Raw genomic sequence first — 14,855 nt, 5'->3', positions numbered from 1 at the left:
CTCGACCCTCAGCCCGGCGATCTCGCCTGCCGTGCGGGTGGCGCGGCGCTGGGCTTCGTTGAAGTAGGCCGGCACCGTGATGACGGCCTCGGTGATGGGCTCGCCCAGGAAGGCCTCGGCGTCGGCCTTCAGCGACTGCAGCACCAACGCCGACAGCTCTTCGGCGCGCAGCGACTTCTCGTGCCGGCCGGTGCGCAAGGCGATTGGCTTGTCGCTGCCCATCCAGCGCTTGAAGGCCARCGCGGTGGACTGGGCGTGCAGGCCGGCGCGCTCGCGGGCAGCCAGGCCGACGAGAGTGTGGCCCTGCTCGTCCAGGCTGACGGCCGATGGCGTCAGGTAGTCCCCGTGGGCATTGGGGATCAGCACCGGCGCGCCGTCGCGAAAAACGGCGGCCGCGCTGTGCGTGGTGCCGAGGTCTATGCCCAGGATCATGTCGAGAACTCCCTTTTGTTCCGGGCCGCAGGCGTAGCGGCTCTTTCGTAGCCTGCCGCGATCAGTTGCTGACGAACATCCAGCGGCCCATCAGGTCGCCACCACGAGCGCCGAGGAAGACGGCCATGTTCATCGTCTGCACGTGATGAACGGTGCCTGCAAAGCACAGGCGCTCCTTCACGAACTGGCCATTGCTGAACGCTCCCGGCAGCCAGTCCCCACGCAGCACACCCTGGAACACGCCCGGTTGCGCGCTGCCTGACAACTGAGCCGACAGGCCGCACAGGCCCAACGTGCCCGTTTGTTGTAAGTACTGCAGGGCGCTCGTGGGCGGCATCCCGAGCGGCAGGTCGATGTAGGGCAAGTTGTCGCTGCTGGATCTGACGAAGCCGTTGCTGGCCGTGGACTGGCCACTGGCGCTTTCGAACGTGGTCTCGTGCAACTCGTCGTCGTAGCTGGTGAAGGCATGGAGCGCCTTGGCAGGCAGGGCCATCCAGAACTCGCTGGCACCTGTCGCGGCATCGCGGGACGACGAGACCAGCACGGGGCCGTCGGGGCTGGCGGCCGCGCGCAGCCGCACCACCCTGTCCCGTGACACRAGTTCGATCTCGCTGCCGACGAGCGCGGCTTCGAAGCGGGTCAGCCTCGCGRCCGGACATTGCTCGAAGGGCGTGGGCGCGTCGGGCAGGCACAGCTGCAGCCCACCGTCCTTGAACAGGGCCGAGCCGACATAGGCGTCCTGCGGCTTGCCGCTGGCATCCGAGCGCGAGCCCAGCACGTTGAAGCTGAAACCCTCCAGCTCGCTGAGCTGGGTGACCAGGCGGCGCGGCGCCAGGTAGGGCTTGCGCACGCCGCCGATGTCCAACCCGAGCACAACGAACGGTCCTCCCACCATGTTCACGATGCCGCGGCTCCACGGCGCGTTCGTGCTGACGTAGGCACCAAGAAATCCTGTTCCCGTGACGTTGATGTGGAACGGCGCGCGGTAGTCGACTCCCGCGGCCATGGCACGTAGCGTGTCTAACACGCCGAGGGTCAGTCGGTAGTGACGGCCCTCCAGATCGCTCATGAAGAGCTGGTAAGCCGCGGACTGGCCGTTCACCGCTTCGTTGTTGGCCGGATTGGCATCGCCCGCCGCGTCGGCCCGGCTGCCCAGGCCTTCTCTATAGGTGTCCGGCTCGTCTACCTGCACCTGCAGCTTCAGCATGCCGCCGGCGGGCAGGCGCGCAAGCGTCATCGCTTCGCCCAACGCGGTTGGGCAGTTGGAGCCTGTGTTCGCCGTGCAGCCCGCAATGCGCCACGTCTGCCCGGGCAGCGTGAGGAGATTCCAGCTCACGTCGGCGGCATCGTCCGGCCCCAGGTTGGACAAGGTCACCTCGTAGGTGCTCGTCGAGGGCGGGCTTGTCGCGGCACCGGCCGGCACGTCGACAGTGACAGCCAGATCGACCACATAGGCGGTGAGTTCCTGCCGCCAGATCGTGCTGGCGCCCGTGGCGCCAGCCTGCCAGACATTGCGCACCGCGCCACGGTAGGCGGGCTTGACGCGCAGCTGCTGGCGAAGCACCACGGTGGCGCCGGCGGGAATCTCGGCGATGTCGACGCCACCATCGTTGCGTGGCGTGCAGCCGGCGGTCTCGCAGCTCAGCGGCAGCTGCAGGGCCTGGGCATCGGGACTGACGGACACGACCACCGCGCGTGCGCTGGCATTGCCGGTGTTGCGCAGTTCAACGCGGTGCAGGTGAACAACCCCGCCGGGCGCGCGGCTGGCATCGTCCGTGGCCGCGCTGAGCCGCAACTGCGGGGTGGGAGCGGGCTCCGTGGGAGCACCGCCGCCACCACCGCAACCGCTCATACCCACGGCTAGCGCCCATGCCAGCACTGCTGCAACTCGTCGCATTCTGTTCTTCTCCCTCAGAACGCAAGCGTAACGGAGCGACATGACCGCGTTCCCACCTGCTCAAGGGGTGTGGTCAAGGCTTGGGCTTGATCAGCTTCGTATGCCACTCGTTGACCGCCATCAGCGCCGCCGAACCGAAGTGGCGGTGCACATCGGCCACCATCTCGCCGTTGATGATGACGGGATCGGTGTCGACGGCCTTGCGGGCGACCTCGGGGTCCTTGGTGGCGAAGATGAAGAGGCCGCGCAGGCCGTTCTGGCCATCCAGCGGGCCCGCATAGACGAGCAGGCCTTCCTTGGCCAGGCGCTGCATGTTGGCGAAATGGCCCTTGAACATCTCGTCCCGCTCCGGGCCGTCCGGCATGCGCTTGGGGCCGTTCTTCAGCAGCACGAGGACATAGGGGCGCAGGCCCTGGTCGTTGGCACCCCAGGCCTGGGCCTTGGCGGCGTCGTAGATGGGCGCCTCCTGGGCCTGGACGGGCAGGGCGCAGAGCAGGGTGAGAGCGCAGGCGGCAAGCAGTTCAAACAGTTTCATGGTGTGGCGGCGCGTCAGTCGGGGTGCGAGGATTGAACCGCACCCCGGCTTCAGCAAGACCGCGATGAAAACCCTTGGTTTCGCCAAACCCACCCCACCCGGCTGGCCGCGCCTGTCGTCGGCCCTGTACTGCGAGAACGCCCGCGAAGCCGTCGCCTGGTATTGCCAAGCCTTCGGTTTCGAGGTCGAGATCGTCGTCGACGCGCCGGACGGCAGCGTCATGCACAGCGAGATCCGCTATGGCGAAGCCATCGTCATGGTGGCCGAGGGCAGCGCCGAGCGCGAGGCGCGCTTTGGCGTAGCGGGGCGCTCCCCCAAGGCCGTCGACGGCGTCAACACGCAGACGCTGTTCCTCTATGTCGACGACGTCGATGCGCATTGCGCCCAGGCCCGCGCGGCCGGCGCCAACGTGACCTACGAGCTGACCGACAACGACTACGGTGCGGAGTACTGGACCGACCGCAGCTATGGCTGCCTCGACCCGGACGGCCATCTGTGGTGGTTCAGCCAGCGGCTGCGCAACCCGCCTGTCTGACCCCCTGCCGAAAGACACTTGCTGCCTTCATGGCGGTCTTCTACATTTGTAGTACGACAACTGTAGAAGATCGTGATGGATGAGGACACCGGCAGTGGGGACGTGTCGCTGAGCGAGCTGCAGCTCAGCCTGATGCGCGTGCTTTGGGCGCGCGGCGAGGCCAGTACGGCCGATGTGGCGGAAGCGCTGCGCGGCGAGCGCGATCTCGCGCACACGACGGTGGCGACGCTGCTGACGCGCCTGGAAAAGCGTGGCCTGCTCAGCAGCCGGCGCGAGGGTCGGGCGCTGCTCTATCAGCCCCTCGTGACCCAGGCTGACGTGCAACGCTCCATGGTGGGCAGCCTGGTCGACAGCCTGTTCGCCGGTCGTGCCAGCGCCCTCGTCAGCCATCTGCTGGACGCCCGCGGCGTCGATGCCGGCGAACTGGCCGAGCTGCAGGCGCTGCTGAAACAACGCAAGGGAGATGTGCGATGACTGATGTGCTGCTGACTTGGCTGTGCAGCTATCTGCTGCACAGCAGCCTGTTGATCGGTGCGCTGTGGGTGGCCGAGCGCGCCGGCATGCTGGCCCGCCTGGCCCTGTCGACGCAGGAGACGCTGTGGCGCCTGGCCTTGCTGGGCGGCCTCGTCAGCGCCAGCCTGCCGCTGCTGCCCACGTTGCCTCAGACCGCGCCGGCCGATGTCGTGCGGCCCGCCGTCGTCGTGCAGGAGGCCGCGCCGGTGCCCGCCGATGTTCGGCTCATCGTCGTCGAGGCGCCCGCCGCCGCGCGGCCCAGCGCTCAGCTCGGCGCCTTGCCCATCACGACGCCGCTGGCGCCGCAGGCCCATGACGTCGCCATCGGCTTCATGGCGCTGTGGCTGGCGGGTGCCGTGTTGATGCTGCTGGGCCTGGCCCTGCAGTGGGCCTGGCTGCGCCGCACCGTGCGCTGCCTGCCCGAGTTGGCTGACGCGCGTTGGCGAACCCTGGCCGTGCGCCTCGCTGCCGACATGCGCCTGCCCCTGCCCTCATTGCGCCATGCACGCGCCAACTGGGCCAGCCCGCTGCTGGCGCCGGGCCGGGTGCTCTGCCTGCCGGCCTGGTGCCTGGACCTGCCGGACGACGAAGCTCGTGCCGTGCTCGGCCATGAACTGGCTCATCTGCGCCGCCGCGACCCCGCCTGGCGCCTGCTTGCCGCCGTCATGAAGACCCTGCTGTGGCCGCAGGTGCTGAACCGCGTCGCGCTGCAGCGCCTGGACCTGCTGGCCGAGCTGGCCTGCGATGCTGCGGCCGCTGCACCGACCGGCCAGCGCCTGGCCCTGGCGCAAAGCCTGCTGCGCTGCGCTGAGGCACTGAAGGCCCAGGGAGGCGGCCACGGCCCCGCCCTGGCCTGCGGTGCCGCCAGCGCGGGCTCGCCCTTGTTCGCCCGTGTGCGCCGCCTGCTCAAGGCCGAGGTCGAGGGTGAGGACGCTCCGCGCGAGCGCCGCGGCCTTCGCCTGGGGCTGGTGGGCGCCATGGTGGTCGCCCTCGTCGCGCTGCCGGCGGTCGTCGTCAGCCACACCGATGGACGTAGTCTTCTGGATCGCTTCGACCTTGGTGGCCTGAGCGACGGCATGTCCTTCTCGGTGCGTGGCACGCGCATCTACAGCCGCTATCCCGGCGGCAGCTTCTCCGTGACGCTGGACGGCAAGGCGGTGTTCAACGACGCCGAGGATGAAGTACAGGCGCTGACGGGCACCCTGACCGTGAAGGAGCGCGAGGGCGGGCTGACGCGCGAGATGGTGCTGAAGTCCATGGGCGAGGGCCGCATCGAGCGTGAGTACCGGGTCGGCAACGAGAGCCTGCCTTTGGACCAGGCCGGTCGCCAGTGGTGGGCCAAGGCCGTGCAGCGCTTGGCCGAGGACCTGACCGACCCGCAGGTGCGTGCCCGCAAGCTGTTCGCCAAGGGCGGTGTCGATGCGGTGCTTACCGACATCGAGCGTGCCCGGGAGGACTTCCAGCGCCGCCGCCGCATCGAGGCCGCGCTGCAACTCGACGCGCCGCTGCCCGCGGTGGCGTTGGACCGCCTGATCACCGCCTCCACGACCCTGCAAGGTGCCTTCGAGCGTCGCGAGGCCTTGAGCGCCATTGCCCGCCAGCCGCTGAACGAACCCCAGCAGCTGGCCTGGCTGGCCGCCGTGGCCGGCATCGACAGCGACTTCGAGCGCCGTGAGGCCCTGGGGGCGCTGGCGCCCAAGCTGCTCGACAGGCCTGCCGTGCTCGCGGCCTGGACCGAGGCACTGGGCCGTATCGGCGGCGACTTCGAACTGCGCACGGCCATCGACAACCAGGTGTCGGCGACGCCCCAACCCGCCGTGCTCGCGGCCGCCGTGCAGGCGGCGGCGCGCATCCAGAGTGATTTCGAGAAGCGCGAGGCCCTCGGCGCCGTGGCGCAACGCATGCAGGGCGACGAGGCCGAGCTGGTCGACGCCTATGCCCGTGCAGCCGGCGGCATCTCGGGCGGCTTCGAACGGCGCGAGGCCTTGAACCGCCTGCTGGACCGGCCCAAGCTGGCGGCCGCAGGCCTGGAGCGCGTGCTGGCCAGCGCCGAGAGCATGGAAGGCGGCTTCGAGCGCCTGCAGGTGTTGCTGCGCGTGGCCGAGAAGCTGGGCCAGGCCAAGCCGGTCGATGCCGGTCTCGTTGAGCGCGTGCGCCGCGCCGGGCGCGGCCTGGGTGACCACGAGCGCGGTCAGATCGAGAACGCGTTGGATCGGTTGGGCTGACGCCGCAAGGCGCGGCGGGCCCGAAAGAAGCTGCGAGCGAGCCTAGCCCGCTCGTTTCGCGAGCACGGCGCGCGCCACGCGCGACACCGGCGGGCGGCCCAGCACGTTGGAGATATAGGCGCCGGCGTCCACGAGCTTGTCGAGGTCGATGCCGGTTTCAATGCCGAGACCATTGAGCAGGAACACCATGTCCTCGGTGGCGACATTGCCGGTCGCGCCCTTGGCATAGGGGCAGCCGCCCAGGCCGGCCACGCTGGCGTGGAAGCTGTGGAGCCCCAGTTCCATGCTCGCGTAGACATTGCTCAGCGCCTGGCCATAGGTGTCGTGGAAGTGACCCGACACTTCGGCGAGCGGGAAGTGCTTCAGCGCCCGCTCCATGGCCGCCTGCACTTTGCGCGGCGTGCCGACGCCGATGGTGTCGGCGATGTCGATCGCGTCCACGCCCAGCTCGCGCAGCGGCTTCACGACAGCCTCGACCTGGTCGGCGGTGATCTCGCCTTCATACGGGCAACCCAGCGAACAGGACAGCGCTGCGCGCACCTTGATGCCGGCGGCGTGTGCGCCTGCTATGACCGGCGCAAAGCGCTCCAGGCTCTCGGCGATGGAGCAGTTGATGTTCTTCTGCGTGAAGGCTTCGCTCGCGGCCGTGAAAACGAGGATCTCGTCGGGCTTCGTCGCCAGCGCGGGCTCCAGACCCTTCAGATTGGGCACGAGCACCGAGTAGCGCACACCGGTGCGGCGCTCGATGGCCGCCATGACGGCGGCGTTGTCGCCCATCTGCGGCACCCACTTCGGGCTGACGAAGCTGGTGACCTCGATCTCCTTCAAACCGGCGTCCTGCAGCATCGCGACGAGCCGCGCCTTGTGCTCGGTCGAGACGTTTTCCTTCTCGTTCTGCAACCCGTCGCGCGGGCCGACATCGAGGATCTTGACGTGGGTGGGGAGGGCCATGGTTCAGGCGTCCAGCTTGAGGAGTTCGGCGCCATCGCCGACCTGATCACCGACGGCGAACAGCAGCTCCGCCACTCTGCCGTCGCGGGGCGACGAGATGGTGTGCTCCATCTTCATCGCCTCCATGACGGCCAGCGGTTGGCCCTTGGTGACGGTGTCGCCGGCCTGGGCGAGGAAGGCGATCAGCTTGCCGGGCATGGGCGCCGTGAGGCGGCCGCCTTCGCTGGGCGAATCCCCGGCGTGGGCAATGAGGTCCACCTCGGTCAGCACGGCCGAGCCGTTCGCGGCGAAGACGGCGACGCGTTCGCCCCGGGCGTAGGTCTTCACGCGGAGGCGATCGGCGCCGAGGAAGAGTTCATGTGTCTCGGTGTCGGCGGACTGAACCGCGAACTCGATGGCTTCGCTCTCGACCGTCAGCGTCATGCCGCCGCGGTGGTGGCGGGACAGCAGAACCTCGTGATGCACGCCGCCGGCCTCCAGATCGAAGCGCCGTGTCGCCGAGCCGAAGAGACGCCAGCCATCGCGGGCGCTCCACGGGTCGTTGCTTTGCCGCGTGCCCTCGACAGCCAGCGTGTGCGCGATGACCGCAGCCGCGCTGACTCGCAGCGGCAGGCCGGGCTGGTCGAACAGCACCGCCTTCTCGCGCTCGATCAGGCCGGTGTCGAGATCGGCCTTCGAGAACGACGCCGTGGCCGCGCAGCGGCGCAGGAAGGCGACGTTGGTCTGCAGGCCGACGATGTGGGTATCGCGCAGGGCCAGGTCCAGTCGGGCCAGCGCCTGCGCGCGGTCCTCGCCCCAGACGATGAGCTTGGCGATCATCGAGTCGTAGAAGGGGCTGATCGCATCACCTTCGCGCACGCCGGCGTCGATGCGCACGTTGCCTCGCTGGAAAGCCACATGCTCGGGCCAGCGTGCCACGTCCAGCCTGCCCGTGGCGGGCAGGAAACCGGCGTCCGGGTTCTCGGCGCAGATGCGCGCTTCGATGGCATGGCCGTGCATGCGCAGCTCGTGTTGCTTCAGCGGCAGGGGCTCGCCCGAGGCCACGCGCAATTGCCACTCGACCAGATCCTGGCCCGTGATCGCTTCCGTCACCGGGTGCTCGACCTGCAGCCGCGTGTTCATCTCCATGAAATAGAAGCGGCCGTCCTGCTCGGCGATGAACTCCACGGTGCCGGCACCGACATAGCCGACGGCCTTCGCAGCGGCCACGGCGGCCTCGCCCATCTGCGCACGGCGCTCTGGCGTCATGCCGGGGGCTGGGGCTTCCTCCAGCACCTTCTGGTGGCGGCGCTGCACGGAGCAGTCGCGCTCGAAGAGATACACGCAGTCGCCGTGCGAGTCGCCGAAGACCTGGATCTCGATGTGGCGGGGCTTTTGCACATAGCGCTCGATCAGCACCGCGTCGTCGCCAAAGCTGTTGATGGCCTCGCGCTTGCACGAGGCCAGCGCCGCGTCGAACTCGTCGGCGTTGTAGACCGCGCGCATGCCCTTGCCACCRCCGCCGGCGCTGGCCTTGATGAGCACCGGGTAACCGATGCGGCCGGCTTCGCGCTTCAGCAGCGCCGGGTCCTGGTCGGCGCCGTGGTAGCCCGGCACCAGCGGCACGTTGGCCGCTTCCATCAAGCGCTTGGACTCGGCTTTCAGGCCCATCGCGAGGATGGCGCTGGGCGGCGGGCCGATGAAAACAACGCCCGCATCGGCGCAGGCCTGGGCAAAGGCTTCGTTCTCGCTCAGGAAGCCATAGCCTGGGTGGACTGCTTGCGCGCCGGTCGTCTTGGCAGCTTCGAGGATGCGCTGCCACTGCAGGTAGGAGTCGCGCGGCGCCGGGCCGCCGATGTGGACGGCTTCGTCGCAGGCCTGCACGTGCCGTGCGTCGCGGTCAGCGTCTGAGTAGACGGCCACGGTTTGAATGCCGAGGCGCTTGGCCGTGGCCGCAACTCGACAGGCRATTTCACCCCGGTTGGCGATSAGGATCTTCTTAAACATGRYGSGCTCCCGGGGTGAACTCGCCTGCSTGYCCGGCWAYGCCGRYCASCAMGCAATTTGTCGCTGGCGCGACCGCGCCTTCGGCGCGAGCRCCYCGGTTGGCRATCAGGATTTTCTTGAACATCTCTTCTTGTCTCCGGTCTCGTGAACCTTCTACACGGTTGTTCAGGCGGGGCCAGGATCACTGGCGCTGAGGCAAGGTAAACAGGCGAGGGCGGTCAGCCCGGCTTGTTACCTTCCTGCAGCCGCTTGCGGCGGGCCTCGTAATCGTCATAGGCCGGTGCGTTGCGCTTCTCGCAGGCGCGACGGTCTTGCGCGTTGCCATTGCCGGCGCACTGGGTCTGCGCGATGTCCTGCACCTGGTCGTAGACAAAGGCGCAGCCGGACAGCGCGAGGACGGCAATCAGCAGGAGGGCTTGCTTCATGTCAGTGCGTGCAGACCTGTACCTTGGCCGCGGCGTCCGACGGCGTCAGCTCGGCTTCCGTCGAACAGCGCATGCCCAGCCGCTCCAGCAACGCACGATCCTTCTCGGCCTGCGGGTTGCTCGTCGTCAGCAGCTTGTCGCCGTAGAACATGGAGTTGGCGCCGGCCAGGAAGCACAACGCCTGCATCGTCTCGGGCATCTGCTCGCGGCCGGCGGACAGGCGCACCATGGCGCGCGGCATGGTGATGCGGGCGACGGCAATCGTGCGGATGAACTCCAGCGGATCCAGCGGCGCGGTGCCGGCCAGCGGCGTGCCTTCGACCTGCACGAGGTTGTTGATGGGCACGCTCTCGGGGTAAGGGTCGAGGTTGGCGAGCTGGGCGATCAGGCCGGCGCGCTGGCGGCGCGTCTCGCCCATGCCGACGATGCCGCCGCTRCAGACCTTGAGCCCCTGCTGGCGCACGCGCTCCAGCGTGTCCAGGCGGTCCTGGTAGGTGCGCGTCGTGATGATCTGGCCGTAGAACTCGGGCGCGGTGTCGAGGTTGTGGTTGTAGTAGTCGAGGCCGGCGCTCTTGAGTTGCTCGGCCTGGCCGTCTTCCAGCATGCCGGCAGTCAGGCAGGTCTCCAGGCCCAGGGCCTTGACTTCGGCAATCATCTCGCCGATGGCGTCCAGGTGGCGCGGCTTGGGGCTGCGCCAGGCGGCGCCCATGCAGAAGCGCGTCGCGCCGTTCTGCTTGGCCGCGCGGGCGGCTTCCATGACCTCTTCCAGCGGGATCAGCTTCTCGGCCTTCAGGCCGGTGTCGAAGTGGGCCGACTGCGGGCAGTAGGCGCAGTCCTCCTCGCAGCCGCCGGTCTTGATGGACAGCAGCGTCGARAGTTGTACCGCGTTGGCGTCGAAGTGCTCGCGGTGCACCTGCTGGGCGCGGAACAGCAGGTCGTTGAAGGGCAGCTCGAACAGCGCCGCAATCTCGCTCACGGTCCAGGGCTTGGCCTGGCGGCGGTCGGCGTCGGAGGTGGGGGTGAGGGTCTGGATCTGGTTCATGCTGGGAGGTGTTCGAGCAGAGGTTCGAGCGACAGATGGCGTGCCATCGTGGCGTGGTCGGCGTGGGCCAGGCGCGGCACATGGCCGAGGCAGGGGACGGCAAGGCCGCGCTGCAGAGCTTGCAGATTGTCGGTGACGTGAGGCTGACGCTCATCCACGGTGTTGGCCACCCAGGCGGCCAGCGTCAGGCCGCGGGCGCGCACGGCCTCGGCCGTCAGCAGCGCATGGTTGATGCAGCCCAGGCGCAGGCCGACGACGAGGATGACCGGCAGGCCCAGGTCAGTGGCCAGGTCGGCCGTGTCCCACTCGTCGTTGAGCGGCACGCGAAAACCGCCCACGCCTTCGACGAGGGCGACGTCTGCGCGGAAGGCGACCGTGCGCAGCGCGTGCAGCACGGGTTCGCGGGCGATGGCATCGTTCTCGATGCGGGCGGCGATATGGGGTGCGCAGGCGGTGCGCAGCTGCAGCGCGCCGACTTCGGCCGATGTGAGGTCCAGGTTGCCGGCGGCGCGCAGGCGCTCGACGTCGTCGTTGAGCCAGTGGCCGCCGATGAAGTCCTGCCCGGCCGAGATGGGCTTGAGCGCGGCGACGCGCCGGCCGGTCTGCGCGAAGGCGTGGGCCAGGCCGGCCGTGACGGCGGTCTTGCCGATCTCGGTGTCGGTGCCGGTGATGAAGAAACCTCTTCTCAAGGCGGTCATGCGGCCTGCTCCTGAGCCGCCGCGGCGCGCTGCAGCGCAGTCAGCAGCGCGTCCACGTCGGCAGCGGTGTGCGTGCCGCACAGCGTGATGCGCAGCCGCGCGGTGCCCGCGGCGACGGTGGGCGGGCGGATGCCGGGCACGCGCAGGCCGGCGCTCTCCAGTGCAGCGGCCAGGGCCATGACCTCGGCATTGCCGCCGACGATGAGCGGCTGGATGGGCGTGGCCGAATCGGTCAGCGACCAGCCCAGGCGCGGGTGCTGGTCGATCAGCGCCAGCAGGCCGTCGCGCAACTGGGCTTGCAGCGCGACGAGGTTGGCACGGCGGGCGGCACCGAGCGGCCCTTCAATCAACTCGAAGCTGGTCAGCAGCGCATGTTCTACGGCCGGCGGGGAGGCGGTCGAGAAGATGAAGTTGCGCGCGGCCTGCAGCAGGTAGTCGACGATGGTGGCGTGGGCCGCGACGAAGGCGCCGGCGAGGCCGGCGGCCTTGCCCAGTGTGCCGACGAGGATCAGGCGTTCGCTGTGCAACCCGAAGTGCTCCAGCGAGCCGCGGCCCTTTTCGCCCAGCACGCCAAAGCCGTGGGCATCGTCGACGATGAGCCAGGCGTCGAACTCGTTGGCGAGGGCCAGCAGCGCCGGCAGCGGCGCGAGGTCGCCGTCCATGCTGAACACGGCGTCGGTGACGATGAGCTTGACCTTGGCGGTGCTGGCCGCCAGCAGCGCGCGCAGGCCGGCCACGTCGGCGTGGCCATAGCGCGTGACCGCGGCCTTGGCCAGGCGCGCGGCGTCGATCAGCGAGGCGTGATTCAGCTGCTCCGAGAAGATCTCGGTGTGCTCGTCGCCCAGGGCTGTCACAACGGCCAGGTTGGCCATATAGCCCGTGCAGAAGCCGATGGCTCGCGCCTGCGGGATGTGCGGTGCATACCAGCGCGCCAGCGTGTCGGTCACGGCCTCGTGCGCGGCGCTGTGGCCGCTGACCAGCGGCGAAGCGCCCGAGCCGCCGCCCCACAGGCGAGCGCCTTCGGCAATCGCCTCGGCGATGGCAGGCTCGGCGGCCAGGCCGAGGTAGTCGTTGGAGCAGAACATCAGCAGCTCGCGGCCGTTGATGGTCTGGCGGGGCGCGGTGCCGTTGTCGGCGCGGCGCAGCGTACGGGTCAGGCTCTGCGCGGCAATCGCGTGGAGCTTGGCCTGGAGGTGATCAAGCAAGGACATCGTTCAACGTCGCCGTCACGGCCTGGGCCAGGAAGGCCGCGGTCGCGTCGTCGATCAGGTAAGGGGGCATCAGGTAGACGGTGTTGCCGATCGGGCGGATCAGCAGTTCGTGCTCGCGCGCCTTCAGGTGGAAGGCTTCTGCGAAGCGCGGTGGCGCTTGCGGCACATCGAAGGCCAGGATCATGCCCCGCTGGCGCAGATGGGCCACGCGTGGGGCCAAGGGCGCAAAGGCGCGGGTCAGGCGCTCGGCCTGGGCCTGGTTTGTTTCGAGCTGGCCGGCGTCGAAGCGGTCCAGCACCGCATTGGCCGCCGCGCAGGCCAACGGGTTGCCGGTGTAGGAATGCGAATGCAGGAAGCCGCGCGTGACGTCCTCGCTCCAGAACGCGGCGAACACGTCGTCGGTGGTCAGCACCAGCGACAGCGGCAGCGTGCCGCCCGTGATGCCTTTGCTGAGCAGGATGAAATCCGGCCAATCCGCGCCCGTCTGCTCCCACGCGAAGAAGGTGCCGGTGCGGCCGCAGCCCATGGCGATCTCGTCGGCGATCAGGTGGACGCCGAACTCGTGCGTCAGCTCGCGCAGGCCCTTCAGATAGGCCGGCGCGTACATGACCATGCCCGCCGCCCCCTGGATCAGCGGCTCGACGATGACGGCAGCGATCTGGTCATGGCGCTCGGCCAGCAACGCGCGCATGGCTTCCAAAGCCTCGGCCTCGTTGCCCAGGCGCCCATCCGGCGACGCGATGATGTGGGCGCGCATCAGCAGCGGGTCATAGGCGTCGCGGAACACCTGCACGTCGGTCACGCTGAGCGCGCCCAGCGTCTCGCCGTGATAGCTGTTCTTCAGGCAGACGAACTCGCGCTTGTCGGCGCGGCCGCGGTTCTTCCACGAATGAAAACTCTGCTTCAGCGCGATCTCGACGGCGCTGGCGCCATCGCTGCCGAAGAAGGCGTGGCCCAGCGCGCCGCCGGTGCGGGCCGACAGCCGCTCGGCCAGGCGCACGGCGGGCTCGTGGGTGCAGCCGGCCAGCATCACATGGGGCAGCGTGTCGAGCTGGGCCTTGATGGCGTCGTGAAGCGGCTTGTCGCTATGGCCGAACAGGTTGACCCACCAGGACGAGTTGGCGTCGAAATAGCGCCGGCCGTCGGTGTCGAACAGCCAGGGGCCATCGCCGCGGGCGATGGGCAGGGGCGGCACGTCGGCCAGGCGCGCCATCTGCGTGCAGGGGTGCCAGACGGCGGCGCGACTGCGTGCGGCGAGATCGGAGGGAGAGGTCATGCGGGAGAGGGGCGGCGCACGCGCTTGAGCAGCGCGCGCAGGAACTTGAAGCACAGCCAGATCAGCGCGCCCATGACGGCAAGGGCCAGGACGAGCAGCGGGAAGAAGATGAAAGGGTGCGCCCAGGCCAGCCACAGCATGGTCGGCACGGCCACATCGCCCATCAGCGACAAGCCGATGTTGGAGAACGGCTCGGGCGACGTGTTGGCCGCCGCGCGCGTGCTGGCTTTGGCCGTGTGCGCCACAGCCGCGAGGCCACCGCCGAACAGCGCTGCAACGACAGCCCAGGCCTGGCCATGGTCGCCCGCCCAGCCACTGACGAGTCCGGCCACGAGCGCCGCGCCGGCGGGGATGCGGATCAGCGTGTGCAGCGCGTCCCAGGCGCTGTCGACGAGGGGGATTTTGTCGGCCAGGAACTCGACGAATGCCAGCGCCGCGGCGCAGCTCATCACCAGTGGCGACGCCAGCACCTGCAGCCCGGGTGGCAGCGCGATCCAGCCCCAGTGCCCGGCAATGCCGACGAGCAGCACCGTCAGGTAAAGGCGCAGGCCGCTGGCCCAGCCGAGGGCGGCGGCGAGGGCGAGCAGGTGGAGGGCGTCGAGCTGGGGCATGCGGGTCAGGGCAGGCGCGGCCGAAAGCCCGACACTGTCGCGTTGAACAAGGCAGCGGCTCCATGGCCGGGCTGGCAGACCATGGAGAAGTTCAGCACCTTGCGGGAGGTCACGTAGCCCAGGTAGAGGTGCACGTGTTCGCTCTCCGCCTCCGCGGCGAAAGACAACTCCAGGCCAACGCCGCCCGAGTGTGGCTTGATGGCCCGATGCAGCACCTGGACTGGCCCGGCGCTGGCCTTCTGGATGGCCTCGAGGCGGCTGGCAACCACGGTCTCCGCCAGGCCCTGGGCCTTGTCGTCCGGGATCTCATAGAAATCAGCGGAGATGATGATGGCGGCGCCATCCTCGTCCGAGAAGAAGTTCAGCGTGTCGTCGTCCTGCACCGGCAACTGGCGCCAGCGGGCCGCCAGTTCCAGCAGGAACTCCGAATAGGCGTACTCATGCCGTGCCTCGGGCGCGGCCGGAACCGGCGCCGCAGACGGCGTCAGAGAGAAGGAGTACTTGAGGATGGCCATGGG

The 14,855-nt window shown here is 69.1% G+C and carries 15 protein-coding genes; 3 read left to right on the top strand and 12 right to left on the bottom strand.

Translation table 11 applies throughout. The features are described from left to right. The 3 genes from ACXJKR_RS01515 to ACXJKR_RS01505 all read right to left on the bottom strand — a co-directional run. On the bottom strand, window positions 1-432 hold a 432-nt coding region (locus tag ACXJKR_RS01515), incomplete at its 3' end, for an Hsp70 family protein (RefSeq protein WP_457320146.1). Window positions 433-493: 61 nt separating this feature from the next. Next, window positions 494-2,329 (bottom strand): hypothetical protein, encoded by a 1,836-nt coding sequence (locus ACXJKR_RS01510; protein WP_457320145.1) that lies wholly within the window; start codon window positions 2,327-2,329, stop codon window positions 494-496. 73 nt (window positions 2,330-2,402) lie between these two features. Beyond that, window positions 2,403-2,864: a YciI family protein gene (locus ACXJKR_RS01505; protein WP_457320144.1), complete on the bottom strand. Its 462-nt coding sequence runs from the start codon at window positions 2,862-2,864 to the stop codon at window positions 2,403-2,405. Between the two features lie 64 nt (window positions 2,865-2,928). Between ACXJKR_RS01505 and ACXJKR_RS01500 the strand changes: the two genes are divergently transcribed. From ACXJKR_RS01500 to ACXJKR_RS01490, 3 genes are all read left to right on the top strand, one after another. After that, a complete protein-coding gene (locus tag ACXJKR_RS01500) occupies window positions 2,929-3,399 on the top strand; it encodes a VOC family protein (RefSeq protein ID WP_056205131.1) in 471 nt (156 codons plus the stop codon). Between the two features lie 75 nt (window positions 3,400-3,474). Next, window positions 3,475-3,873: a BlaI/MecI/CopY family transcriptional regulator gene (locus ACXJKR_RS01495; protein ID WP_457320142.1), complete on the top strand. Its 399-nt coding sequence runs from the start codon at window positions 3,475-3,477 to the stop codon at window positions 3,871-3,873. Then, a complete protein-coding gene (locus ACXJKR_RS01490) occupies window positions 3,870-6,137 on the top strand; it encodes a M56 family metallopeptidase (protein WP_457320140.1) in 2,268 nt (755 codons plus the stop codon). Before ACXJKR_RS01495 ends, ACXJKR_RS01490 begins: the two co-directional genes overlap by 4 nt. 42 nt (window positions 6,138-6,179) lie before the next feature. Here the strand turns inward: ACXJKR_RS01490 and ACXJKR_RS01485 are convergent, their stop codons facing one another. From ACXJKR_RS01485 to ACXJKR_RS01445, 9 genes are all read right to left on the bottom strand, one after another. Continuing rightward, a complete protein-coding gene (locus ACXJKR_RS01485; RefSeq protein WP_457320138.1) occupies window positions 6,180-7,088 on the bottom strand; it encodes a hydroxymethylglutaryl-CoA lyase in 909 nt (302 codons plus the stop codon). A 3-nt stretch (window positions 7,089-7,091) separates the two neighbouring features. Continuing rightward, complete coding sequence (locus ACXJKR_RS01480) at window positions 7,092-9,074, bottom strand: ATP-binding protein (protein ID WP_457320136.1); 1,983 nt, start codon at window positions 9,072-9,074, stop codon at window positions 7,092-7,094. Window positions 9,075-9,292: 218 nt separating this feature from the next. Next, window positions 9,293-9,499, bottom strand: coding sequence for a hypothetical protein (locus tag ACXJKR_RS01475; RefSeq protein WP_056205118.1), 207 nt, complete (start codon window positions 9,497-9,499; stop codon window positions 9,293-9,295). Between the two features lies 1 nt (window position 9,500). Then, window positions 9,501-10,541, bottom strand: a complete 1,041-nt coding sequence (bioB, locus tag ACXJKR_RS01470; protein ID WP_457320134.1) for a biotin synthase BioB — start codon at window positions 10,539-10,541, stop codon at window positions 9,501-9,503. Next, window positions 10,538-11,239, bottom strand: a complete 702-nt coding sequence (gene bioD / locus ACXJKR_RS01465; protein ID WP_457320132.1) for a dethiobiotin synthase — start codon at window positions 11,237-11,239, stop codon at window positions 10,538-10,540. Before bioD ends, bioB begins: the two co-directional genes overlap by 4 nt. Continuing rightward, window positions 11,236-12,450 (bottom strand): 8-amino-7-oxononanoate synthase, encoded by a 1,215-nt coding sequence (locus ACXJKR_RS01460; RefSeq protein ID WP_457320130.1) that lies wholly within the window; start codon window positions 12,448-12,450, stop codon window positions 11,236-11,238. Before ACXJKR_RS01460 ends, bioD begins: the two co-directional genes overlap by 4 nt. Next, on the bottom strand, window positions 12,437-13,726 hold the full coding sequence (gene bioA / locus ACXJKR_RS01455; protein ID WP_457320128.1) for an adenosylmethionine--8-amino-7-oxononanoate transaminase: 1,290 nt from the start codon (window positions 13,724-13,726) through the stop codon (window positions 12,437-12,439). The genes ACXJKR_RS01460 and bioA overlap by 14 nt, the downstream gene beginning before the upstream one ends. Further along, on the bottom strand, window positions 13,723-14,337 hold the full coding sequence (locus ACXJKR_RS01450; protein WP_457320126.1) for a DUF4126 domain-containing protein: 615 nt from the start codon (window positions 14,335-14,337) through the stop codon (window positions 13,723-13,725). The genes bioA and ACXJKR_RS01450 overlap by 4 nt, the downstream gene beginning before the upstream one ends. A 5-nt stretch (window positions 14,338-14,342) precedes the next feature. Next, window positions 14,343-14,852: a hypothetical protein gene (locus tag ACXJKR_RS01445; RefSeq protein ID WP_056205099.1), complete on the bottom strand. Its 510-nt coding sequence runs from the start codon at window positions 14,850-14,852 to the stop codon at window positions 14,343-14,345. Window positions 14,853-14,855: the final 3 nt, after the last annotated feature.

It is taken from the genome of Roseateles sp. P5_E11 (assembly GCF_054049355.1).
The sequence above is the reverse complement of the archived record's forward strand: the minus strand, read 5'-3'. Positions and strand labels throughout refer to the sequence as shown.